General features: G+C 66.5%; 21 protein-coding genes. 16 read left to right on the top strand and 5 right to left on the bottom strand.

The genetic code is table 11. The features are described 5' to 3' along the window. The first annotated feature begins 19 nt into the window (after positions 1-19). On the top strand, positions 20-253 hold the full coding sequence (locus tag VLK31_RS02925) for a DUF1653 domain-containing protein (protein ID WP_409166867.1): 234 nt from the start codon (positions 20-22) through the stop codon (positions 251-253). Positions 254-322: 69 nt separating this feature from the next. Here the strand turns inward: VLK31_RS02925 and VLK31_RS02930 are convergent, their stop codons facing one another. Together VLK31_RS02930 and purN are read right to left on the bottom strand one after the other, a co-directional pair. Continuing rightward, positions 323-643: an I78 family peptidase inhibitor gene (locus VLK31_RS02930; protein ID WP_409166868.1), complete on the bottom strand. Its 321-nt coding sequence runs from the start codon at positions 641-643 to the stop codon at positions 323-325. Between the two features lie 36 nt (positions 644-679). Next, the gene (gene purN, locus VLK31_RS02935; protein WP_409166869.1) at positions 680-1,276 is read right to left on the bottom strand and encodes a phosphoribosylglycinamide formyltransferase; all 597 of its coding nucleotides are present in this window, start codon (positions 1,274-1,276) and stop codon (positions 680-682) included. A gap of 132 nt (positions 1,277-1,408) precedes the next feature. Here purN and VLK31_RS02940 point away from each other — a divergent pair, with 132 nt between their 5' ends. The 4 genes from VLK31_RS02940 to VLK31_RS02955 all read left to right on the top strand — a co-directional run bounded on the left by VLK31_RS02940 (position 1,409) and on the right by VLK31_RS02955 (position 5,991). Next, the gene (locus tag VLK31_RS02940) at positions 1,409-2,590 is read left to right on the top strand and encodes an acyl-CoA dehydrogenase family protein (protein WP_409166870.1); all 1,182 of its coding nucleotides are present in this window, start codon (positions 1,409-1,411) and stop codon (positions 2,588-2,590) included. A 36-nt stretch (positions 2,591-2,626) separates the two neighbouring features. Next, entirely contained in the window at positions 2,627-3,742 is a 1,116-nt protein-coding gene (locus VLK31_RS02945) for an acyl-CoA dehydrogenase family protein (protein ID WP_409166871.1), read from the top strand. 85 nt (positions 3,743-3,827) lie between these two features. After that, positions 3,828-5,192, top strand: coding sequence for an alpha/beta fold hydrolase (locus VLK31_RS02950; RefSeq protein WP_409166872.1), 1,365 nt, complete (start codon positions 3,828-3,830; stop codon positions 5,190-5,192). Positions 5,193-5,202: 10 nt separating this feature from the next. Continuing rightward, entirely contained in the window at positions 5,203-5,991 is a 789-nt protein-coding gene (locus VLK31_RS02955; RefSeq protein WP_409166873.1) for an enoyl-CoA hydratase, read from the top strand. Positions 5,992-6,003: 12 nt separating this feature from the next. Here the strand turns inward: VLK31_RS02955 and VLK31_RS02960 are convergent, their stop codons facing one another. Next, positions 6,004-6,564, bottom strand: coding sequence for an HNH endonuclease (locus VLK31_RS02960; RefSeq protein WP_409166874.1), 561 nt, complete (start codon positions 6,562-6,564; stop codon positions 6,004-6,006). A 166-nt stretch (positions 6,565-6,730) separates the two neighbouring features. Between VLK31_RS02960 and VLK31_RS02965 the strand changes: the two genes are divergently transcribed. The 10 genes from VLK31_RS02965 (at position 6,731) to VLK31_RS03010 (ending at position 19,258) form a co-directional block, all read left to right on the top strand. After that, entirely contained in the window at positions 6,731-7,843 is a 1,113-nt protein-coding gene (locus tag VLK31_RS02965) for a bifunctional riboflavin kinase/FMN adenylyltransferase (protein WP_409166875.1), read from the top strand. 127 nt (positions 7,844-7,970) lie between these two features. Beyond that, the gene (ileS, locus tag VLK31_RS02970) at positions 7,971-10,838 is read left to right on the top strand and encodes an isoleucine--tRNA ligase (RefSeq protein ID WP_409166876.1); all 2,868 of its coding nucleotides are present in this window, start codon (positions 7,971-7,973) and stop codon (positions 10,836-10,838) included. Further along, positions 10,838-11,350, top strand: a complete 513-nt coding sequence (gene lspA, locus VLK31_RS02975) for a signal peptidase II (RefSeq protein ID WP_409166877.1) — start codon at positions 10,838-10,840, stop codon at positions 11,348-11,350. Before ileS ends, lspA begins: the two co-directional genes overlap by 1 nt. 200 nt (positions 11,351-11,550) lie before the next feature. Further along, positions 11,551-12,588 (top strand): LacI family DNA-binding transcriptional regulator, encoded by a 1,038-nt coding sequence (locus VLK31_RS02980; protein WP_409166878.1) that lies wholly within the window; start codon positions 11,551-11,553, stop codon positions 12,586-12,588. A gap of 55 nt (positions 12,589-12,643) precedes the next feature. Continuing rightward, positions 12,644-13,666, top strand: a complete 1,023-nt coding sequence (locus VLK31_RS02985) for an ABC transporter substrate-binding protein (RefSeq protein WP_409166879.1) — start codon at positions 12,644-12,646, stop codon at positions 13,664-13,666. A 317-nt stretch (positions 13,667-13,983) separates the two neighbouring features. Next, on the top strand, positions 13,984-14,805 hold the full coding sequence (locus VLK31_RS02990; protein ID WP_409166880.1) for an ABC transporter permease: 822 nt from the start codon (positions 13,984-13,986) through the stop codon (positions 14,803-14,805). A 12-nt stretch (positions 14,806-14,817) separates the two neighbouring features. Next, positions 14,818-15,618: an ABC transporter permease gene (locus VLK31_RS02995; RefSeq protein ID WP_409166881.1), complete on the top strand. Its 801-nt coding sequence runs from the start codon at positions 14,818-14,820 to the stop codon at positions 15,616-15,618. After that, a complete protein-coding gene (locus VLK31_RS03000) occupies positions 15,608-16,669 on the top strand; it encodes an ABC transporter ATP-binding protein (protein WP_409166882.1) in 1,062 nt (353 codons plus the stop codon). Before VLK31_RS02995 ends, VLK31_RS03000 begins: the two co-directional genes overlap by 11 nt. Beyond that, positions 16,666-17,532 carry a phosphodiesterase gene (locus VLK31_RS03005; RefSeq protein ID WP_409166883.1) on the top strand — a complete coding sequence of 289 codons (867 nt, stop codon included), beginning with the start codon at positions 16,666-16,668 and terminating at the stop codon, positions 17,530-17,532. The genes VLK31_RS03000 and VLK31_RS03005 overlap by 4 nt, the downstream gene beginning before the upstream one ends. A 64-nt stretch (positions 17,533-17,596) precedes the next feature. Beyond that, the gene (locus tag VLK31_RS03010; protein WP_409166884.1) at positions 17,597-19,258 is read left to right on the top strand and encodes a Na/Pi cotransporter family protein; all 1,662 of its coding nucleotides are present in this window, start codon (positions 17,597-17,599) and stop codon (positions 19,256-19,258) included. 308 nt (positions 19,259-19,566) lie between these two features. On the opposite strand, the gene VLK31_RS03015 is transcribed toward VLK31_RS03010, so the two are convergent. Beyond that, positions 19,567-20,577, bottom strand: a complete 1,011-nt coding sequence (locus tag VLK31_RS03015) for a bile acid:sodium symporter family protein (protein WP_409166885.1) — start codon at positions 20,575-20,577, stop codon at positions 19,567-19,569. A 70-nt stretch (positions 20,578-20,647) separates the two neighbouring features. On the opposite strand from VLK31_RS03015, the gene VLK31_RS03020 reads away from it, so the two are divergent. Then, the gene (locus VLK31_RS03020; protein ID WP_409166886.1) at positions 20,648-21,580 is read left to right on the top strand and encodes a LysR family transcriptional regulator; all 933 of its coding nucleotides are present in this window, start codon (positions 20,648-20,650) and stop codon (positions 21,578-21,580) included. Here VLK31_RS03020 and VLK31_RS03025 read toward each other — a convergent pair. Beyond that, entirely contained in the window at positions 21,531-21,959 is a 429-nt protein-coding gene (locus tag VLK31_RS03025) for a response regulator (protein ID WP_409167354.1), read from the bottom strand. The two genes, VLK31_RS03020 and VLK31_RS03025, sit on opposite strands and share 50 nt — an antisense overlap. Positions 21,960-22,047: the final 88 nt, after the last annotated feature.

Below are 22,047 nucleotides of genomic sequence, written 5' to 3' on the forward strand. Positions count from 1 at the left end.
CGTTTTTGAAAGAAGCCCATTGAACGACAACGACCTCCCGCCCCTGATCGAAACACCCCCCGGCCGCTACCGTCACTACAAGGGCGGCGAATACGAGGTGGTCGGCACCGTGCGCCACAGCGAGACGCTGGAGCCGATGACGCTGTACCGCGCCTTGTACGGCGCCCACGGACTCTGGGTCCGCCCGGCCGCCATGTTTGGCGAAAGCATCGAAATCGATGGCGTGCCGCAGCAACGCTTCACGCCGATCTGACCTGCTGGACGGGCGGCATACGCACGCCCATCCTCAACAGTTTGCTATCTTTTTATAGCAATGAAAGCGTCAACCGCAGCGGACGTCGCTCACGCGGTTGCGTGCATCCACATCGAGATTGAGCCGCCCGCCGTTCAGTTCGGTGGTGGCGGCTTCGCCGGGCTTCAGCACGCGCACGGTGCCTGCGCCTGCGCGCACACGGGCGGCGGCTTCCAGCTGGGGCGTCAGGGGCTGGCCCACGGCAAAGCGGGCACCGTCGGCGCTGCATTGAAAGACCGGTTCCGGCGGCGGCGCGGGTGCCGCGGGTGCCGGTGCGGGCGCCGGCGCGGCGCAGCCCGCCAACAGAATGGCGGCGCCAAAGGCGGTCCACAGCAACGATTGGGTCTTCACGTCAACACTCCCGAAAACCCGCGAATATAAACAACTTTAAGCTTTGTGACTCAATGTATCTTCAAGCCATCCAGCAATGGCACGCGGATACAACAGGTGCTCTTGCGCGAGCACCCGCGCGGCCAGCGTGGCGGCGGTGTCGTCCGGCAAAACCGGCACCACGGCCTGCGCCAGGATCGGCCCGTGGTCGAGTTCGGTGGTGACTTGGTGCACCGTGACGCCGGCCACCTTGCAGCCCGCGTCGATGGCGCGCTGGTGCGTGTGCAGCCCCGCAAAGGCCGGCAGCAGCGAGGGATGGATGTTCACCAGCCGCCCGGCGTAGCGGCCCACGAAGCCCGGCGTCAGGATCCGCATGAACCCGGCCAGCACCACCAGCGCCGGCGCGTGGGCGTCGACCCTCTGTGCCAGCGCCTCGTCGAAGGCCTCGCGGCTGGCAAAGTCCTTGTGCGGCACCACGTCCGTGGCAATGCCGTGCGACTGGGCCACCGCCAGTCCACCGGCCTCGGCCTTGTTGCTCACCACGGCGGCAATGCGGGCGCCGAAGCGTTCGGCCCAGCGCTCGCCCTCGGCGGCGCGCACGATGGCCGCCATGTTGGAGCCGCCGCCGGAAATCAGGATCACGATGTTCTTCATGGGAGGCGGGATTATCCGTGCCCGCTTCCTTGTCGCGGCGCGGACACCGTTTCACAGCACGACCGTGCTAAAACTCGAAGTTCCGGAGACACACCGCGTCTGCGGTGAACCGATCAACACAGCGAGGCACGCATGGATTTGAGCTTCACACCCGAAGAACAAAAGTTCCGCGAAGAAGTTCGCGCCTGGGTCAAGGAAAACCTCCCCACGGAGATTTCGCACAAGGTGCACAACGCGCTCGAACTGACGCGCGACGATCTGCAAGGCTGGGCCAAGATCCTCGGCAAGAAGGGCTGGCTGGGCTACGGCTGGCCGAAGGAATTCGGCGGCCCGGGCTGGACGGCCATTCAGCGCCACCTGTTCGAGGAAGAAACCGCTCTGGCCGGCGCGCCGCGCATCATCCCGTTCGGCCCCGTGATGGTGGCCCCGGTGATCATGGCCTTCGGCAATGCCGAGCAGCAAAAGCGCTTTCTCCCCGGCATCGCCAGCGGCGAAGTCTGGTGGAGCCAGGGCTACAGCGAACCCGGCTCGGGTTCCGACCTTGCCTCGGTGAAGACCAAGGCAGAGCGCCAGGGCGACAAATACATCGTCAACGGCCAGAAGACCTGGACCACGCTCGGCCAGTACGGCGACTGGATGTTCAACCTCGTGCGCACCAGCACCGAAGGCAAGCCGCAGACCGGCATCAGCTTCCTGCTGCTGGACATGAAGTCGCCCGGCGTCACGGTGCGCCCGATCAAGCTGCTCGACGGCGGCCATGAAGTGAACGAGGTGTTCTTCGACAACGTCGAAGTGCCGGCCGAGAACCTGATCGGCGAAGAGAACAAGGGCTGGACCTACGCCAAGCACCTGCTTTCGCACGAACGCACCAACATCGCCGACGTGAACCGCGCCAAGCGCGAGCTCGAGCGCCTGAAACGCATCGCCAAGAGCGAAGGCGTATATGAAGACCAGCGCTTCCGCGATGAGATCGCCAAGCTTGAAGTCGACATCGTCGCGCTCGAAATGATGGTGCTGCGCGTGCTCTCGGCCGCCACCTCCGGCAAGAACTCGCTGGACGTGGCCGGCTTGCTGAAGATTCGCGGCAGCGAAATCCAGCAGCGCTACGCCGAGCTGATGATGCTGGCCGGCGGCCCCTATTCGCTGCCGCTGATCCGCGAAGCGATGGAAGCCGGCTGGCAAGGCAACTTCCCGGGCGGCAACCCGGCGCTCGCGCCGCTGACGTCGACCTTCTTCAACATGCGCAAGACCACCATCTACGGTGGCTCCAACGAAGTGCAACGCAACATCGTCGCGCAGACGGTTCTGGGCTGAGCCCTTCGACCAAGCTCAGAACTAACGGAGATACACATGGACTTCAACTTTTCCGACGACCAGGAACAGCTGCGCGACGCCGTTCGCAAGTGGGTCGACAAGGGCTATGACTTCGAGCGCCGCCGCGGCATCGAGGCCAAGGGCGGCTTCTCGCGCGAGGCCTGGGACGAACTGGCCGAGCTCGGACTTGGCGGCCTGTACATCGGCGAGGACGACGGCGGCCTGGGCATGGGCCCGGTGGCCGGCATGGTCGTCATGGAAGAACTGGGCCGCGGCATCGTGCTGGAGCCCTTCGCCCAGACGCTGATCGCCGGCGCCGTGTTGAGCGGCTACGCCGGCACAGAGGTCAAGACCGCCTGGCTGCCGCGCATCGCGGGCGGCCAGGCCATCGTGGTGCTGGCCTACCAGGAACGCAAGGCGCGCTACCGCCTGGACGTGTGCGACGCCACGGCCGTGAAGTCGGGCGACGTTTACTCGCTGACCGGCGCCAAGAGCGTGGTGCCCGTGGGCGACGAAGCCGACGCCTTCATCGTGCCCGCCAAGGTGGACGGCAAGATCGCCCTCTTCCTGGTCGAGCGCAGCGCCAGCGGCGTGGAAGCACGCGGCTACAGCACGCAGGATGGCGCCCGGGCAGCCGAGGTTGTGTTCGACAAGGCTGACGCCACGCTCATCACCGCGGACGGCCTGGCCGCGCTGGAGCACGCGGTGGACGTGGGCATTGCCGCCACCTGCGCCGAAGCGGTGGGCGTGATGGACAAGACCGTTGCCCTGACCGTCGACTACATGAACCAGCGCAAGCAGTTCGGCGTGGTCATCTCCAGCTTCCAGGCGCTGCGCCACCGCGTCGCCGACATGAAGATGCAGCTGGAGCTTGCGCGCTCGATGAGCTACTACGCCACGCTCAAGCTCAACGCCCCGGCCGACGAACGCCGCCAGGCGCTGGCACGCGCCAAGTACCAGCTGGGCACGTCGATGCGCTATGTGGCGGCCAACTCGGTGCAGCTGCATGGCGGCATCGGGGTGACCGACGAGTACATCGGCAGCCATTACTTCCGCAAGCTCACGCAGATGGAACTGACTTTCGGCGACACCCTGCACCACCTGGGCGAAGTGTCGGCCCGCATGCAGGACACGGCGGGCGTCTTCGCCTGACACATTGTTCCCCTAGCATCCAGCGCCCGCCCGCTTTCACGCCGGCGGGCGTTTTCACGTGGACTCCAGCCCCCAGGAACGAAACATGCAATCCCGTCGTACCCTTCTTGCCATGGCCGTCATCGGGACAGCCGCCACCGCCATGCTGACCGCCTGCGCCACCTCTTCTCCCGCGCCGTCATATGCCGAACGCCCGCCCATCGTGTTCGTGCACGGCAACGGCGATTCGGCCGCGCTGTGGCAAACCACGGTCTGGCGTTTCGAGTCGAACGGCTGGCCGGCCGACCGGCTGTTTGCCTTCGACCAGCCCAACCCGCTGGCGCGCGACGACGACGCCGTGGCCCAGCCGGGGCGCAGCTCCACCGCCGAATCGGCCGCGTTCCTGAAGGCCGAGGTCGACAAGGTGCTCAAGGCCACCGGTGCCGGCAAGGTGGTGCTCATCGGCAACTCGCGCGGGGGCAACACCATTCGCAACTACGTGCAGAACGGCGGCGGCGCGGCCGTGGTGAGCCACGTGGTGCTGGGCGGCAACCCGGCGCACGGCATCTGGGCGGTGAAGGGCTTTCGCGAGAACAACGAGTTCTCGGGGCTGTCGGGCTTCATGCAGCAGCTCAATGCGCCGAAGGGCCCGAACGGTGACGAGGCCACGCCGGGCGTGAAGTGGATGACCCTGCGCTCCGACAACAACGACAAGTACGCCCAGCCCGACGGCGTGTGGATCGGCGCGCCGGGCAAGCCGACGAACATCGGCTTCGACGGGCCGGCGCTCAAGGGCGCGACCAACGTGGTGTTGCCGCGTGTGGACCACCGCGAAACCTCGTTCTCGCCGCCCGCGTTCGCGGCGACGTGGCAGTTTCTGACGGGCCAGGCGCCGCGCAGCACGGACGTTGCGGCGCAGGCGAACGTAGTGCTCGGTGGCCGCGTGATCGGCGCGGAAAACCAGGCGCTGAACGGCGCGACGGTGACCGTCTACGCCGTCGACCCGACCACCGGCGCGCGGCTAGGGAGCGCCGCTCTCACCCAGGCCATTGGTGCGGACGGCCGCTGGGGGCCCTTCAAGGCGCGCGGTGACACGGCCCATGAGTTCGTTCTGGCCACGCCCGGCAACGGCACCACGCACATCTACCGCAGCCCGTTCCCGCGCAGCAGCAACTTCGTGCATCTGCGGCCCGAGCGCATCACGCCGGCCGACAACGGGGCGAGCTCGGTGGTGGTATTCACGCGGCCGCGCGGGTATTTCGATGCACAGCGCGACACGATGCGCTTCGACGGCAAGAGCCCGCCGGCCGGCGTGCCGCCCAAGGGCGCGGGCGTGTCGACCTCGCGGCTGCGCCTGGAAGGCGGCGGCGCCCCGCGCGCGGTGACCGGCGAGTTCAACGGCGAACGCGTCACCGGCCTGACCTGGCCCGCCGCCACCGAGCACACGACCGTGCTCGAACTGACCTACTGAGGCGCCGCGCATGAACGACACCAACGCCCCCTTAGTGCTGCAGGCACGCGACGCGCGCGGCGTGGTCACGCTGACGCTGAACCGACCGGCCTCGTTCAATGCGCTGTCCGAAAGCATGCTGGGCGCGCTGGAGCAGACGCTGGGCGACATCGCCGCCGACGGCACCGTGCGCGCCGTGGTCATCGCCGCGGCGGGCAAGGCCTTCTGCGCGGGCCACGACCTGAAGGAAATGCGCGCCGAGCCCTCGCTGGGCTACTACCAAGGGCTGTTCGAGCGGTGCGGCGCGATGATGCTGTCGATACAAAAACTCGACGTGCCGGTCATCGCCCGGGTGCACGGCATCGCGACCGCGGCGGGCTGCCAGCTGGTGGCGGTGTGCGACCTGGCGGTGGCGTCGAGCGAGGCGCGGTTCGCGGTCAGCGGGGTCAACGTGGGGCTCTTCTGCGCCACGCCCAGCGTCACGCTGTCGCGCAACCTGGGGCGCAAGGAAGCCTTCGAGATGCTGGTGACCGGGGAATTCATCGGCGCCGAAGAAGCCCGTGAAAAGGGGCTGGTCAACCGCGTGGCGCTGCCTGATGCGCTGGACGCGGCGGTCGAATCGCTGGTGGCCAGCATCGTCGCCAAGCCGCGCCAGGCGCTGGCCCTGGGCAAGGCCTTGTTCTACCGCCAGCTCGAAACCGGCATCGAGGCCGCGCTGGCCGACGCCAGCCAGACCATGGCCTGCAACATGATGGACGAGAGCGCGCTGGAAGGCGTGCAGGCCTTCATCGAGAAGCGCCCGCCAACCTGGAAGCGCTGAAAACCCACCCGGCTAGACGTCGTGCAGCCGCGAGCTCTGCGGCAGGTGCGCCATCAAAAATTCCATCTGGTCGGCCAGGATGCGGCGGTTGCGCAGAATGAAGTCTTCCCACAGGCTGGGCACGTAGGGCGCGTACAGCAGCGGCATGTTGGCCTGCTCGGGCGTGCGGCTGCTCTTGCGGTGGTTGCACGGCTTGCACGCCGTGACCACGTTCATCCAGGTGTCGATGCCGCGCTGGGCAAACGGAATGATGTGCTCGCGGGTGAGCTCGTCTTCGTGGAAATGGCCGCCGCAATAGGCGCAGACATTGCGGTCGCGCGAGAACAGCTTGCTGTTGGTCAGCCCGGGCCGCTGGGTGAAGGGGTTGATGCGCGGAACACCCTTGGTGCCGATGATGCTGTTGATCGCAATCTGCGACTGCTCACCGGTGACCGCGTTGTGACCGCCACGGAAGACCGCCACTTGCGCGCCCACCTCCCAGCGAACTTCGTCCGCCGCATAGTGGATCACCGCCTGTTCCAGCGATATCCATGACTGGGGCAGCCCTTGGGCCGACAGCTTCAAGACCTTCACACACGCCTCCTCAAAAAAGTGAGAGAACACGGAAAGACCAGGGACACGGAGTGCATTGGAGACCCACGCCGGTCAACGCACTGCGTCACAATATACCGGCTTTGTGACAAATCGGCCTGATTCGCCCATTCGACGGGCGAAAGGCGCTATCAAAAAGATACTCCCGATGCAGGTTTTTCGCGGCTTTAGGCACCCGGGCGTGGCCCCTGGCTGCGCTCTCACCATTGGCAATTTCGACGGCGTGCACCGTGGCCACCAGGCCATGCTCGCGCTGTTGCAGACCGAGGCCCGCCAGCGCGGGCTGCCGAGCTGCGTGCTCACCTTCGAGCCCCATCCGCGCGACTACTTTGCCGCGCTGACCAAAAAGCCCGACCTAGCACCCGCGCGCATCGGCACGCTGCGCGACAAGCTCAGCGAGCTGGCGGCCTGCGGCGTGGCGCAGACCATCGTGCTGCCCTTCGACAACCGGCTGGCCTCCCAAGCACCCGAGGAATTCATCCAGAACGTGCTGGTCGACGGGCTGGGCGCGCGCTATGTGCTGGTGGGCGACGACTTCCGCTTCGGCGCCAAGCGGGCGGGCGACTACGCCATGCTCGACGCGGCGGGCGACGCCTGCGGTTTCGACGTAGCGCGCATGAACAGCTACGAAATATCGGACCCCCACGCGCGGCTTCGCCCCGCTGCCCCCCGAGGGGGTGCGCCCGTCTTGGGGCGGCCCGGCGACGGGCACGGCCTGCGCGTTTCCAGCTCCGCCGTGCGCGAGGCGCTGGCCGAAGGCCGCATGGCCGACGCCCAAACCCTGCTCGGCAGGCCGTACACCATCTCAGGCCACGTGGTCCACGGCCGCAAGCTCGGCCGCGCGCTGGGCGCCTCGGCGCCGGGGCTGGACGATGGCTTTCGCACCCTCAACCTGCGCTTCAAGCACTGGAAGCCGGCCGCCAACGGCATCTTCGCGGTGCTGGTCCACGGCCTGGCAGACCAGCCGCTGCCGGGCGTGGCCAATCTGGGCGTGCGCCCTTCTCTGGACGCCAACGACGTCAACGGCGGGCGGGTGTTGCTCGAAACCCATTGCCTGGAGTGGCCCTCCCATCTGGGGACCGAAGGGGCCTACGGTAAAATCGTGCGCGTGGAACTCCTGCACAAACTGCACGACGAATTGCGCTACACCAGCCTCGAGGCCCTCACTGCGGGCATCGCGAAGGATGGGCGCGACGCACGTGCGTTCTTTGCATCGACCCACGCAGAAACCCATCGCCAGACCACGCGCGATCGAATTTAGCCCTGCACGCACCGTGCTGCCGCCCTTCGACAAGCTCAGGGCGAACGGCTTTATCTTCCGCACCGACACGCTTCACAACGCAGTTCGGGCTGAGCCTGTCGGAGCCCCCTGTTTCGCCGTACCCACCATGTCTGACGCTGCATCCACTGCCTCCCCCAAAGATTACCGTTCCACGCTGAACCTGCCCGACACCCCGTTCCCGATGCGCGGCGACCTGCCCAAGCGCGAGCCGGGCTGGGTGAAGGAGTGGAACGACGAAGGCCGCTACCACCGCCTGCGCGACGCGCGCCACGGCGCGCCCAAGTTCATCCTGCACGACGGCCCGCCCTACGCCAACGGCCAGATCCACATGGGTCACGCGGTGAACAAGATCCTGAAGGACATGATCACCAAGGCGCGCCAGCTCGAAGGCTTCGACGCGCTCTACGTGCCGGGCTGGGACTGCCACGGCCTGCCGATCGAGAACGCCATCGAAAAGCAGTTCGGCCGCAACCTGAGCCGCGACGACATGCAGGCCAAGAGCCGTGCCTTCGCCACCGAACAGATCGCGCAGCAGATGTCCGACTTCCAGCGCCTGGGCGTGCTGGGCGAATGGGACCACCCGTACAAGACGATGGACTTCGCCAATGAGGCCGGCGAGCTGCGCGCGTTCAAGCGCGTGATCGAGCGCGGCTTTGTGTACCGCGGCCTGAAGCCGGTGTACTGGTGCTTCGACTGCGGCTCCTCGCTGGCCGAGTTCGAAATCGAATACGCCGACAAGAAGAGCCAGACCATCGACGTGGCCTTCAAGGCGCACGAGCGCGAGAAGGTGCTCAAGGCATTCGGCACCGACCACACGATCCTGGGAGACATCTTTGCGGTGATCTGGACCACCACCGCGTGGACCATCCCGGCCAACCAGGCGATCAACCTGAACCCCGAGATCGAGTACTCGCTGGTCGACACCGAGCGCGGCCTGCTGATCCTGGCCAACTCGCTGGTCGAGATGTGCATGACGCGCTATGCGCTCGACGGCAAGGTGCTGGCCACGGTCAAGGGCGAGGCACTGGGCGGGCTCGAATTCGAGCACCCGCTCTACGACGTGGACGCCGGCTACAAGCGCCTGTCGCCGGTGTACCTGGCCGACTACGCCACCGCCACCGACGGCACGGGCCTGGTTCACTCCTCGCCCGCCTACGGCGTGGACGACTTCAACTCCTGCATCGCCCACGGCGTGGCGTACGACGACATCCTGAACCCGGTGCAGGGCAACGGCAGCTACGCGCCCGACTTTCCGCTGTTCGGCGGCCAGAACATCTGGAAGGCGGTGCCGGTGATCATTGCCGCGCTGCGCGATGCCGGCCGCCTGCTGACCACCGAAACCATCACCCACAGCTACCCGCACTGCTGGCGCCACAAGACGCCGGTGATCTACCGCGCCGCGGCGCAGTGGTTCGTTCGCATGGACGAGGGCGAAGGCGTGTTCACCAAGGACAAGGCGCCCAAGACGCTGCGCCAGACCGCGCTCGACGCCATCGAGAAGACCCACTTCTACCCGGAGAACGGCAAGGCGCGCCTGCACGACATGATTGCCGGGCGTCCTGACTGGTGCATCAGCCGTCAGCGCAGCTGGGGCGTGCCGATTCCCTTCTTCCTGCACAAGGACTCGGGCGAGCTGCATCCGCGCACCATGGAAATCCTCGACCAGGCGGCCGACATCGTCGAGAAGGGCGGCATCGAGGCCTGGAGCCGCGTGACGACCGAAGAAATACTCGGCACCGAAGACGCGCCGAGCTACACCAAGAGCACCGACATCCTGGAGGTGTGGTTCGACTCGGGCTCGACCTTCTATCACGTGCTGCGCGGCACGCACCCCACGGTGCACCACGACGCCGGCCCCGAGGCCGACCTGTACCTGGAAGGCCATGACCAGCACCGCGGCTGGTTCCATTCGTCGCTGCTCATCGCCTGCATGCTGGAAGACCGCGCGCCGTACCGCGGCCTGCTCACGCACGGCTTCACCGTGGATGCCAAGGGCATCAAGATGAGCAAGTCGCTCAAGAACGGCATCGACCCGCAGGAAATCAGCAACAAGCTGGGCTCGGAAATCATCCGGCTGTGGGTGGCGGCAAGCGACTATTCGGGCGACATCGCGGGCGACGACAAGATCCTGGCGCGCGTGGTCGACGCCTACCGCCGCATCCGCAACACCCTGCGTTTTCTGATGGCGAACACGAGCGACTTCGACATCGCGAAAGACGCCGTGCCGCTCGACCAGCTGTTCGAAATCGACCGCTATGCGCTGGCGCGCGCCTCGCAGTTCCAGGCCGAGATCCTGGCGCACTACAAGGTGTACGAGTTCCATCCGGTGGTGGCCAAGCTGCAGATCTACTGCTCGGAAGACCTGGGCGGCTTCTACCTCGACATCCTGAAGGACCGCCTCTACACCACGGCCCCGGGCTCGCTGGCGCGCCGCAGTGCGCAAACGGCGCTGTGGCACATCTCGCAAGCCATGCTGCGCTGGATGGCGCCGTTTTTGAGCTTCACGGCCGAGGAGGCCTGGAAGTTCGTGGGCACGGGCCAACCGGGCGAATCGATCTTCACGCAGACCTACAGCGAGTTCGCCGCGCCCGACGAGGCGCTGCTGGCCAAGTGGGGCCGCATTCGCGAGATCCGCGACGCGGTGAACAAGGACATCGAGGCCGTGCGTGCCGACGGCAAGGTGGGCTCGTCGCTGCAGGCCAACCTGCAGGTGACGGCACCGGCCGACGACTTTGCGCTGCTCGACTCGCTGGGCGAAGACCTGAAGTTCGTCTTCATCACTTCGGCCATCGCGCTGGCAGCAGCCGAAGCCGGTGAGGCGCTGGCCACGGTGGTCACGCCCAGCGCCGCGCAGAAGTGCGAACGCTGCTGGCACTACCGCGACGACGTGGGCCACGACGCGGCCCATCCAACGATCTGCGGGCGTTGCACCAGCAACCTGTTCGGCGCCGGCGAATCGCGGAGCTTTGCCTGATGGCCGGCGCTCGCACCCTCTCCGCCTCGCGTTCGCGCGGTGCAAGCATCTGGCCCTGGCTGGGACTGGCGCTGATCATCCTGATCATCGACCAGTTCACCAAGACGCTGATCCTGGGCTACTACAAGCTCGGCGACGCGACCTACGTGACGAGCTTCTTCAACGTTGTGCGCGCGCACAACACGGGCGCGGCCTTTTCGTTCCTGGCGGACCACTCGGGCTGGCAGCGCTGGCTGTTCACGGGCATTGGCGTGGCGGCCGCGATCTTCATCGTGTGGATGCTGCGCTCGCATGCGGGGCAGAAGCTGTTCTCGTTTTCGATGGCCTGCATTCTGGGCGGCGCCATCGGCAACGTGATCGACCGGATGATGCACGGCTACGTGGTCGACTTCTTGTTCTTCCACGTGGGCAACTGGGGCTTTCCGGCCTTCAATGCTGCGGACAGCGCCATCACGCTGGGCGCCATCTGCCTGATCGTGGACGAGATACGGCGGGTTCGCCGGGGCAAGTAAGCACGTTTTCTTCAAGGGGCCCACGGGCCCCTTTCTCTTGGGGCCGCCCCACCCTTCGCCAGAACGCCCTTCGTCCTTCGCCAGTACACCAGCGCGCCAAGGGTTTGCCCCGCTTCCAGCCGATGTCATAACAAAGTCATACTGCCGCGGTCCAATGTAATCGATTACATAAATCCGACACACCACGCAGAGACCGCACGATGAGCATCCAAGCCGTAGCAGCCAAAGCCGGGGTTTCCGTTGCCACCGTGTCTCGGGCCTTCAACTTTCCCGACAAGGTGACGCCCGCCACGCGCGCGCTGGTGGAGCGCGTGGCCCGCGAGCTCAATTACCTGCCCAACGCCAGCGCACGCACCTTGCGCACCCAGCGCAGCCGCGTGCTCGGCGTGGTGCTGCCCACGCTGCTGAACCCGGCCTTTGCCGAATGCCTGCAAGGCATTGCGCGCGCGGCCATCGCGGGTGGCTACGCCATCATTCCCGTCACCACCGGCTACCGGCTCGACGAAGAAGAGCGCGCCGTGCACCTGCTGCTGGCCGGCAATGTCGACGGCCTGATCCTGGTGGTGTCGAACCCGTCGACCTCGGCCACCCTGCCCCGCCTGCAGGCCGCCGGCGTGCCGTATGTGCTGGCCTACAACCGCCACCCCGACCACCCCTGCGTGTCGGTCGACAGCGAAGGCGCCGTGGCCGATGCGGTGACGCGGCTGGTGCTCCTGGGGCACCGCCGCATTGCGATGGTCAGCGGCACGCTGGCCGCCTCGGACCGCGCGCAGCAGCGCTACCGCGGCTACCGCAAGGGCATGGCCGAAGCCGGGCTTGCCGCGCCTTCGCTCATCGAGGTGCCCTTTGTCGAAACCGCCGTCGATGCGCTCTCGCGCCAATTGAAGCTGCGCCAAAGGCCCACGGCCCTGGTCTGCTCTAACGACCTGCTGGCCATTCGCAGCATCCGCGCCGCGCACCTGAGCGGGCTGGTGGTGCCCGACGACCTGAGCGTGGTCGGCTTCGACGGCATTGCGCTGGGCGAAGACCTCACGCCCGCGCTGACCACCATCGCGCAGCCCAACAGCGACATCGGCCGCCACAGCGTCGAGCTGCTGATGCAGGCCATGGCCGGCGGCACCGCGCTGCGGGCCGATGCCAGCCTGCTGCTCCCCCATGCCTTCCGAGACGGCGAGTCGTGCGCAAGTGCGCGCGAAGACAACAACGCCGCGCTTTCTGACGTTTCAGGTCATTCCTGACCTCCCCACCCCTCGCTCCGTGACCTCACGACTTCATCCTCCAAGGAGTTCCCGCATGTCTTCCCGCTTTCACCGCATCGCCCGCCTTGGCCTGCTTGCCGCCGCGCTGGGCTCCACGCTCGCTGCCGGCAGCGCCATGGCGCAGTCCGCCATTTGCTACAACTGCCCGACCGAATGGGCCGACTGGGGCACCCAGTTGAAGGCCATCAAGGCCAAGACCGGCGTCACCGTGCCGCCCGACAACAAGAACTCCGGCCAGTCGCTCGCGCAGTTGACGGCCGAAAAAGCCAGCCCCGTGGCCGACGTGACCTACCTGGGCGTGACCTTCGCGGTGCAGGCCGCGAAGGACGGCCTGGTCGAGCCCTACAAGCCTGCTGCGTGGAAAGACATTCCCGACGGCCTGAAGGACCCGGCCGGCAACTGGTTCACCATTCACACGGGCACGCTCGGTTTCATGGTCAACGTCGACGCGCTCAAGGGCAAGCCGATTCCAAAGTCGTGGGCCGACCTGCTCAAGCCCGAATACAAGGGCCTGATCGGCTACCTCGACCCGGCCTCGGCCTTCGTGGGTTATGTGGGCGCGGTGGCGGTGAACGAGGCGCGCGGCGGCACGCTGGACAACTTCAAGCCGGCCATCGACTACTTCAAGGCACTGCAGCAGAACGAGCCCATCGTGCCGAAGCAAACGTCTTACGCGCGGGTGCTGTCGGGCGAAATCGCGATCCTGCTGGACTACGACTTCAACGCGTACCGCGCCAAGTACAAGGACAAGGCCAACGTGGCCTTCGTGATTCCGAGCGAAGGCACGCTGGCGGTGCCGTACGTGATGAGCCTGGTCGCCAAGGCCCCGCACGCGGCGGACGCGAAGAAGGTGCTCGACTTCACGCTGTCCGACGAAGGCCAGGCGATCTGGGCCAAGGCCTACCTTCGACCGGTGCGCGCGAGCGCCATGCCCAAGGACATCGAGGCTCAGTTCCTGCCTGCTAGTGAATACGGTCGCGCCAAGAGCGTGGACTACGGTCGGATGGCTGCGGCGCAGCGGGCGTTTTCCGATGCGTATTTGAAGGAAGTGCGTTAACTGACTGACGTTTGCTGTTCAGGACGCGCCCAGGAGGGCGGGGTGCCTTGCTCCGCGAATGTCCCCCGGGCTTCGCCCTCCTCCTTTATTTCGCTGCGCAAGGCACCCCACCCTCCTGAGCGTTATGCGGAGCGGTCGTTGATCAGCGGAGCACACAGAGCGCGTCCAAGTGCACAGGGCGTCGGGTGCTCCCCGCAGCGAAATAAAGGAGGAGGGGCGAAGCCCCGGGGGACATTCGCGGAGGGGAGCACCCGGCGGCCTGTGCACCCGCCCTGAACGTTCAACCGACGAAACCAACGACACAAAGAAGACAAGAGATGAAATCCGACAACGCCTGGAACCCCAGCTGGCGCCTGCTCGCCTGCGTGGCCCCTGCAGCCGTCTTCTTCGCGGCCTTCTGGCTGCTGCCGGTGGTGCGACTGCTCACGCTGCCCGCCGACAAAGGCTGGGCCACCTACTTCGCCGTGCTGACCGACACGCGCTACCTCACCAGCATGGCCAACACCGTCGCGCTCTCCGTCGCCGTGACGCTCGCCACCCTGGTGCTGGGCGCGGCCGTGGGCATCTACCTTGCGCGCCATGCCTTCGTCGGCAAACGCGTGCTGCTGTCGCTGCTCACGCTGCCCCTGTCGTTTCCGGGCGTGATCATCGGGTTCTTCGTCATCCTGCTCGGCGGCCGACAAGGCGTGATTGCCGACCTCAGCGACAGCCTGTTCGGCCAACGCATCACCTTCGCCTACGGCCTGCTCGGGCTGTTCTTGGCATACCTGTATTTTTCGCTGCCGCGCGCCATTGCCACCTACACCGCCGCGGCCGAATCGATGAACACGCAGCTCGAAGAAGCCGCGCGTTCGCTCGGAGCCTCCCGCCTGCGCGTGGCGCGCGACGTGTGGATGCCCGAGCTGGCGCCCACCACGCTGGCCTGCGGCGCCATTCTTTTCGCCACCTCCATGGGCGCCTTCGGCACCGCGTTCACGCTGGCCAGCAAGTTCGAGGTGATCCCCATCACCATCTACAACGAGTTCACCAACTACGCCAACTTCGCGCTCGCCGCGTCGCTGTCGATCTCGCTGGGCATCGTGACCTGGCTGGTGCTGTTCGTGGCGCGCCGCTTCGGCGCCAACCCCGTTGCACGCTGAGGGCACCGCACCATGCACAAGAACACCCACGCCAAGGCGCCCTTCCTGCTCGCGGTGACGGTCGTCGTGAGCCTGTTCATGATCTCCCCGATGCTGCTGTCGGTCATGGCGGGCCTGGTCAACAACTACAGCGTGGGCCTCAAGAGCGGCCTCACGCTGCGCTGGATCGGCGAGGTCTGGGAGAACTACGGCGGCACCGTCGGCTGGTCGATCGCGCTGGCCGTCACCTGCGTTGCGGGCACGCTGCTGCTGGGCGTGCCCTGCGCCTACGCGCTGGCGCGCAGCCGCTCACGCGCGGCGCGCATCTTCGAAGAGCTACTGACGCTGCCGGTCGCGGTGCCGGGGCTTGCGACGGCGCTTGCGCTGATCCTGGCCTACGGGCAGCTCACCGCGTTTCGCCAGAGCTTCGCGTTCATTCTGGTGGGCCACATGATCTTCACGCTGCCCTTCATGGTGCGCACCGTGAGCTCCGCCTTCCAGCGCGACGACCTGCTGGCGCTGGAGGAGGCAGCGCGCTCGCTGGGCGCGAACTTTCGCCAGCGTTTTTTGGGCATCCTGGTGCCGGCCGTGTTCCCGGCCATCGTGGCGGGCAGCCTGATGGTGTTCACGCTGTCGGTGGGGGAGTTCAACCTCACCTGGATGCTGCACACACCGCTCACGCGCACGCTGCCCGTGGGCCTGGCCGACAGCTATGCGTCGATGCGCATCGAGATCGGATCGGCCTACACGCTGGTCTTCTTCGCCGTCATTCTTCCGGTGCTGTGGGGCCTGCAGTACCTTGCCAACCTCATCCAGAAACGCCATGGAACTTGAACGCATTCCCGTCGACATCACGAACTGCGCAAAAACCTATGCCGACGGCACGCGCGGCCTGCAACCCACCGACCTGCGCGTGGAGGCCGGCGAGGTGCTGGCGCTGCTGGGCCCGTCGGGCTGCGGCAAGACAACGCTGCTGCGGCTGATTGCCGGGCTGGAAGCGCCCGACGCCGGCACGCGCATCGTGTTCGGCGACCAGGACGTCACGCAGCGCCCGGTGGAGCACCGCGGCGTGGGCATGGTGTTTCAGAGCTACGCGCTCTTTCCGCAGATGACGGTGGCCGCCAACATCGGCTACGGCCTGCGCATTCGCGGTGTGTCGCCCGCCGAAGAAAAGCGCAGCGTGGGCGAGCTGGTCGACCTGGTGCGACTGGGCGGCCTGGAAAACAAACGCCCGGCCGAGCTCTCCGGCGGGCAGCGCCAGCGCGTGGCCCTGGCGCGCGCGGTGGCCGTGCGCCCGCGCGTGCTGCTGCTCGACGAGCCGCTGGCCGCGCTGGACGCCAAGCTCAAGGAATCGCTGCGCGACGAGCTCGCCGAACTGCTGCGCCGCCTGCACATCACCGCCATCCACGTCACGCACGACCAGCAGGAAGCGCTGGCCATTGCAGACCGGCTGGCGGTGATGCGCGCCGGGCGCATCGTGCAGGTCGGCCGCGGTGAAGATCTGTACCGCACGCCGGCGCACCCCTTCGTCGCCGAGTTTTTGGGCCGGGTGAACCGGCTGGAGCGAGAGGCGAGCGCCATCGCCCAGGGCGTTGTCCGACTCGGTGGGTCGAGCATGCCCTGCCCGAGCCCGTGGCAAAGCCATGAGAAGCTGCTTGTGCGTCCAGAAGACATCGAGGTTGGCGCGCCGCAGCCGGACTGGGGCACAGCCACCGTCGAACGCCGCACCTTCCTCGGCGACCGCGTGCAGCTGCACCTGCGCATGCAGGACCAGCCCACGCTGGTGGCCGATGTGGGGCGTGACAACCCTTTCGGGCCGGGCGATGCGGTGGGCCTGCGCATTCACCCCGACCGCCTGATGACGTCGCAGGAAACCAGCGCATGACGACCACAACGAACAACAACACCATCCTGGTCCAGCTGACCGACCTGCACATTCGCGAACCAGGCCGCCTGGCGTACGGCCGCATCGACACCGCGCCCTACCTCGAACGCGCCGTGCAGTCGGTGCTGGCGCTGCGCCAGCAGCCCGACGCCGTGGTCGTCACCGGCGACCTGACCGACTTCGGCCGCGCCGCCGAGTATGAGCACCTGGCCCGCCTGCTCGCGCCGCTCACCATGCCGGTCTACCTGCTGCCCGGCAACCACGACGAGCGCGAGCAACTTCGCCGCAGCTTTCCCGACCATGCCTACCTGGGGAATGGGGGCGACGGTGCCGACACGCACGGCTTCATTCAGTACTCGGTGCGCGTCGGCCCGCTGCGCCTGCTTACGCTGGACACCTGCGTGCCCGGCGCCAGCCACGGCACGCTGTGCGACAAGCGCCTGGCCTGGCTCGAAGCCCAGCTCGACGCCTGCCGCCACGAGCCCGTGGTGGTAGCCATGCACCACCCGCCGTTCCGCACGCTGATCGGCCACATGGACGACATCGGCCTGCTGGAAGGCGCCGACGCGCTCGAAGCGCTCATTGCGCGCTACAGCAACGTCGAGCGCGTGATCTGCGGCCACCTGCACCGCGCGATCGACGTGCGCTTCGGCGGCACCATCGCCTCCACCTCCCCGGCGCAGGCGCACCAGGTCTGCCTGGACCTGGCAAGCGATGCGCCCTCGGCCTGGACGCTGGAGCCACCGGCCTTCAGGGTGCATGCCTGGTCGCCTTCGGGGGGTCGGCTGGTCACCCATCTGGCGGCCGCGGGCCGCTTTGAAGGGCCTTATCCTTTCCACGACAACGGGGCGCTCATCGACTGAAACGCCTACTTGTGGAAAATGGGGTCAAAACGAACCAAAACGAAAAGGATAGAACCCGACACCCATGAAGCATCTTCTGAATCTGCTGGCAGCCATTGCCTTGCTGGTGTGGGGCACGCAACTCGTGCGAACCGGCGTCCTTCGCGTGTTTGGTGCCAACCTGCGCAAGATCCTCGTGCAGAGCATGCGCAACCGCTTCACGGCCGCGCTGTCGGGCATTGGCGTGACCGCGCTGGTGCAGTCGAGCACCGCCACCTCGCTCATGACCTCGTCCTTCGTCGGGCAGGGCCTGGTCACGCTGCCGGCCGCGCTGGCGGTGATGCGGGGCGCCGACGTGGGCACCGCGCTGATATCCGTGCTGTTCTCGGCCGACCTCTCGTGGCTGTCGCCCATGTTCATCTTCGTGGGCGTGGTGTTGTTCATCACGCGCGCGGACACGGTGGCGGGCCGCGTGGGCCGGGTGCTGATCGGCCTGGGCCTGATGCTGCTGGCGCTGCAACTGGTGGTGGAAGCCACCGAGCCCCTGTTCTCCTCCCCCGCAGTGCGTGCGCTGCTGGGCTCGATCAACAGCGACGTTCTGCTGGAGATCACCATTGGCGCGGTGCTGGCCATCGTGGCCTATTCGAGCCTGGCGGTGGTGTTGCTGGTGGCGGCCATGGCCACCTCGAACGTGGTGCCGCTGGACGTGGCCCTGGGCCTGGTGCTGGGCGCCAACCTCGGCAGCGGCCTGCTGGCGGTGCTCACCACCGCCAAGGCGGCCGTCTCGGTGCGCCAGGTGACCGTGGGCAACCTGCTCTTCAAGGCGCTGGGCGTGGCGCTGGTAGCGCCCTTCATCGGCCTGTGGATTCGCTATGTGCAGCCAGAGCTACCGAACCAGACGCACGGCGTGGTGCTGTTCCACCTGGCGTTCAACGTGGTGATCAGCGTGGGCTTCATCGGCCTCACGCAGTGGGTGGCCAAACTGGTGACGCGCATGTTGCCGATGCCCCAGCAGGCCACCGGCACCAGCCGCCCGCACCACCTGGACCCCTCCGCGCTGTCCACACCGTCGCTGGCCATTTCGAACGCGGCGCGCGAGGCCCTGCACCAGGCCGACATCGTGGAGACCATGCTGATTGGCGTGCTCGACGTGATTCGCAACAACGACACCCGCCTGTCGCAGGAGCTGCGCCAGCTCGACGACACCGTGGACGAGCTGTACTCGGCCATCAAGTACTACATGACGCGCATCTCGCGCGAGGCGCTGGGCGAAGAGGAAAGCCGGCGCTGGACGGACATCATCAGCTTCACCATCAACATGGAGCAGATCGGCGACATCATCGAGCGCGTGATCATCGATGTGGAAGACAAGAAGATCAAACTGCAGCGCAACTTCTCCGAGGCCGGCATGGCCGAAATCGTCGAGCTGCACGGCCGCCTGGTGGCCAACCTGCGCCTGAGCATGAGCGTGTTTTTGAACGGCAACGTGCGCGATGCGCAGAAGCTGCTCGAAGAGAAGGCCCGCTTCCGCGACTTGGAGCGCGCCTACGCCACCACCCACCTGGACCGCCTGTCCGACCGGACCACGCTGAGCATGGAGACCAGCTCGCTGCACATCGATCTGATCAGCGACCTGAAGCGAATCAATTCGCACATCTGCTCGATCGCCTACCCGATCCTGGAGTCGGCAGGCGCGCTGGCACCCAGCCGTTTGAGAGAGTCGCGCCTGGGCAAGATCGAAGGATAAAAAAGCCCACGGCTGAAAGCGCAAAGCGCTGTCAGCCGCATGGCGGCCGAGCGAAGCAAAGGCCCGGCTGTTCCCCAAGCCCCTCTGGCCGCGCCGAGGAGCGCAGCGTTTCGCGGATCAGGGCCCACCCTTGTTTGAGCGCAGCGAGTTTGGGTGGGACCCCGCGAAACGCGAGCACCGCAGGTTGCCCGCAGCGAAGCGGAGGGACGCGGACAGTGGGGTCGCCTTTTCTTTGCTTACTTTCTTTTGGCGAAGCAAAAGAAAGTGAGTCGCCCGCCGGGGCGAGACCCGGCCCCGGAAAACAAACCCTACTTAGAAGCAGCCTCGAGCGCAGTGCCGGACGCAACCGGCTCTGCTTGCCTGCGCGCATACCGCTGCGCCAACACAGCACAAACCATCAGCTGCATCTGATGAAACAGCATCAAAGGCAGCACGATCGCCCCCACCGCATGCGAGGCGAACAAGACCTTCGCCATCGGAATCCCGCTGGCCAGGCTCTTCTTGGAGCCGCAGAAAACGATGGTGATTTCGTCCGCAATGTCAAAGCCGAACTTGCGTGCCATGAAGGTGGTCAGCGTCAACGCCAGCGCCAGCAGCACGGCGCACACCAGCAGCAACCCGAGCAGCGCGCTCATCGGAATCTGCTTCCAGAGCCCTTCGATCACCGCCGCGCTGAAGGCCGTGTACACCACCAGCAATATCGACCCCTGGTCCACAAACTTGAGCACCGCGGCACGCTTCTGCACCCACTTGCCGATGACCGGGCGCAGCAGGTGGCCCGCCACGAACGGCACCATCAGTTGCAGCAGGATCTTGCCGATGGAGTCGAACGACGAGCCGGCATTGCCGCCGTGCGGCAGCACCACCAGGTTCACCAGCACCGGCGTGATGAACACCCCCAGCAACGTGGAGGCCGAGGCACTGCAGATGGCCGCGGGCATGTTGCCGCGCGCCATGGCGGTGAAGGCAATGGCCGACTGCACCGTGGCTGGCAGCACACACAGAAACAGCACGCCGGTGTAGAGGTCGGGCGTCACCAGCGGTGACAGCACGGGCTTGAGCGCCAGCCCCAGCAGCGGAAACAGCACGAAGGTGCTCGCAAACACCAGCAGGTGCAGCCGCCAGTGCGTGATGCCCGCCATGATCGCCTCGCGCGAGAGTTTGGCCCCGTGCAGAAAGAACAGCAGGCCGATGGCGACCGTGGTCAGCCCTTCGAAGAAATGAGCCACCTGCCCGCTGGCGGGCAGCAGGCTGGCAAGGGTCACGACCGAGACGAGCGCGAGCGTGAAGTTGTCGGGGAGAAAGCGTGAACGGGCCATGCAGCGCATTGGACGCCGCTCGCATTCAAAAGAGAAATGGATTTATCGGATGGATATATGATTTCAACGCATGAATGTCACCCTGCGCCAGCTCCGCGTGTTTCGCTCGGTCGCCGAGGGCCGCAACTTCAGCCGTGCCGGCGACCAGGTCGGCCTGAGCCAGCCGGCCGTGAGCCGCTCCATCGGCGAGCTTGAGGCGCAGCTAGGCCTGAAGCTGCTCGACCGCACCACGCGAGAGGTGGTGCTGACCGAAGCCGGCCACTCGCTTGCAGCGCGGCTGGAGCGCGTGCTCGACGACCTCGACCAGACCCTGCAGGACGTGGCCGGCCTGGCCAACGCGCGCGGCGGCAAGGTGCGGGTGGCCAGCAGCCCGACGCTGTCGGCCAACCTCATGCCCGGCTGCATCGCCACCTGTGCCGAGCAGGCGCCAGGCATTCAGTTCTTGCTGCTCGACCGCATCCAGCAGGACGTGCTGGACAGCGTGCGTGGTGGCGAGGTCGATTTCGGCGTGGTCATCGAGCCCTCGGAGGCCGACGACCTGCATTGCGAGTCGATCCTCAACGACCCGTTCGTGCTGGTGCTGCAGCCGTCGCATCCGCTGGCACGCAAGAAGTCGGTGAACTGGAGCGCGCTGGACGGCCAGCCGCTGGTGCTGCTGGACCATGCATCGGGCAGCCGCCGCCTGATCGACCAGGCGCTGGAGCGCCACGGCGCGCACTGCGAGGTGAAACAGCAGCTCGGCCATCCGACCACTGTTTTCCGAATGGTGGAGGCGGGCATCGGCATCAGCGTGATGCCGGCCATGTCACTGCCGCCTGAGGGCCTGGCGAATTTGGTGGTACGACCGCTGGTGCCCCGCGTTCAGCGCGCCATCATGCTGATTCGCCGCAACAACCGCGCGCTGTCGCCGCTCGCGCAGCGGGTGTGGGGCCTGGTGCGGGAGACCGCCGCACTCAGTGCGGCAGCGGCTTCGGGCGCGGCGGCGCCGACATCTGCACCTTGAAGTGCAACTGGCGCTGCTGCACGCAGTAGTCGATCAGGTCCTCGACCTCGGTGGCCTTGTCGAACACCGCGTCGGCGCCGAGCAGGGCGCATTTGCGGCGCATGTCGGGTGTGGCGTAGTTGCTGAGCACCACCACCTTTTGCGACGGCCCGCGGTCGCGGCAGGCTTCGAGCACCCGAAAACCGGTGCCGTCCTTCAGGAACAGATCGATGATGGCCAGGTCCCACAGCCCCAGATTGCCCATGAGCCAATTCATGCCTTCGGCCTCGGATTCGGCCTGCCCTATGGGGTCGATGCGCGCGACTTCACGCAGGGTGCCCACCAGGTTCTCTCGAATGGTGGGGTTGTCTTCGACGATGAAGGTGCGAATGGTGGTCATCACGGCTTGAGCTTGAATGGTGCGCTGTTGCGCTTGGTTCCAAGGCTACAAAGTGCATCCTGCACAAGTCGAAGGCATGACACCCCAG

Origin of the sequence: Variovorax sp. H27-G14 (assembly GCF_046156345.1) — a bacterium.
In the GTDB taxonomy this organism is placed as follows: Bacteria; Pseudomonadota; Gammaproteobacteria; order Burkholderiales; family Burkholderiaceae_C; genus Variovorax.

Bases quoted from the DNA above. Each gene is read 5' to 3' on its own strand.
- lspA (WP_409166877.1), top strand. From the start codon at position 10,838: ATGGCCGGCGCTCGCACCCTCTCCGCCTCGCGTTCGCGCGGTGCAAGC.
- VLK31_RS02985 (WP_409166879.1), top strand. From the start codon at position 12,644: ATGTCTTCCCGCTTTCACCGCATCGCCCGCCTTGGCCTGCTTGCCGCC.
- ileS (WP_409166876.1), top strand. From the start codon at position 7,971: ATGTCTGACGCTGCATCCACTGCCTCCCCCAAAGATTACCGTTCCACG.
- purN (WP_409166869.1), bottom strand. From the start codon at position 1,276: ATGAAGAACATCGTGATCCTGATTTCCGGCGGCGGCTCCAACATGGCG.
- VLK31_RS02965 (WP_409166875.1), top strand. From the start codon at position 6,731: ATGCAGGTTTTTCGCGGCTTTAGGCACCCGGGCGTGGCCCCTGGCTGC.
- VLK31_RS02955 (WP_409166873.1), top strand. From the start codon at position 5,203: ATGAACGACACCAACGCCCCCTTAGTGCTGCAGGCACGCGACGCGCGC.
- VLK31_RS03005 (WP_409166883.1), top strand. From the start codon at position 16,666: ATGACGACCACAACGAACAACAACACCATCCTGGTCCAGCTGACCGAC.
- VLK31_RS03025 (WP_409167354.1), bottom strand. From the start codon at position 21,959: ATGACCACCATTCGCACCTTCATCGTCGAAGACAACCCCACCATTCGA.
- VLK31_RS02945 (WP_409166871.1), top strand. From the start codon at position 2,627: ATGGACTTCAACTTTTCCGACGACCAGGAACAGCTGCGCGACGCCGTT.
- VLK31_RS03020 (WP_409166886.1), top strand. From the start codon at position 20,648: ATGAATGTCACCCTGCGCCAGCTCCGCGTGTTTCGCTCGGTCGCCGAG.
- VLK31_RS02940 (WP_409166870.1), top strand. From the start codon at position 1,409: ATGGATTTGAGCTTCACACCCGAAGAACAAAAGTTCCGCGAAGAAGTT.
- VLK31_RS02995 (WP_409166881.1), top strand. From the start codon at position 14,818: ATGCACAAGAACACCCACGCCAAGGCGCCCTTCCTGCTCGCGGTGACG.
- VLK31_RS02950 (WP_409166872.1), top strand. From the start codon at position 3,828: ATGCAATCCCGTCGTACCCTTCTTGCCATGGCCGTCATCGGGACAGCC.
- VLK31_RS03010 (WP_409166884.1), top strand. From the start codon at position 17,597: ATGAAGCATCTTCTGAATCTGCTGGCAGCCATTGCCTTGCTGGTGTGG.
- VLK31_RS02980 (WP_409166878.1), top strand. From the start codon at position 11,551: ATGAGCATCCAAGCCGTAGCAGCCAAAGCCGGGGTTTCCGTTGCCACC.
- VLK31_RS03000 (WP_409166882.1), top strand. From the start codon at position 15,608: ATGGAACTTGAACGCATTCCCGTCGACATCACGAACTGCGCAAAAACC.
- VLK31_RS03015 (WP_409166885.1), bottom strand. From the start codon at position 20,577: ATGGCCCGTTCACGCTTTCTCCCCGACAACTTCACGCTCGCGCTCGTC.
- VLK31_RS02990 (WP_409166880.1), top strand. From the start codon at position 13,984: ATGAAATCCGACAACGCCTGGAACCCCAGCTGGCGCCTGCTCGCCTGC.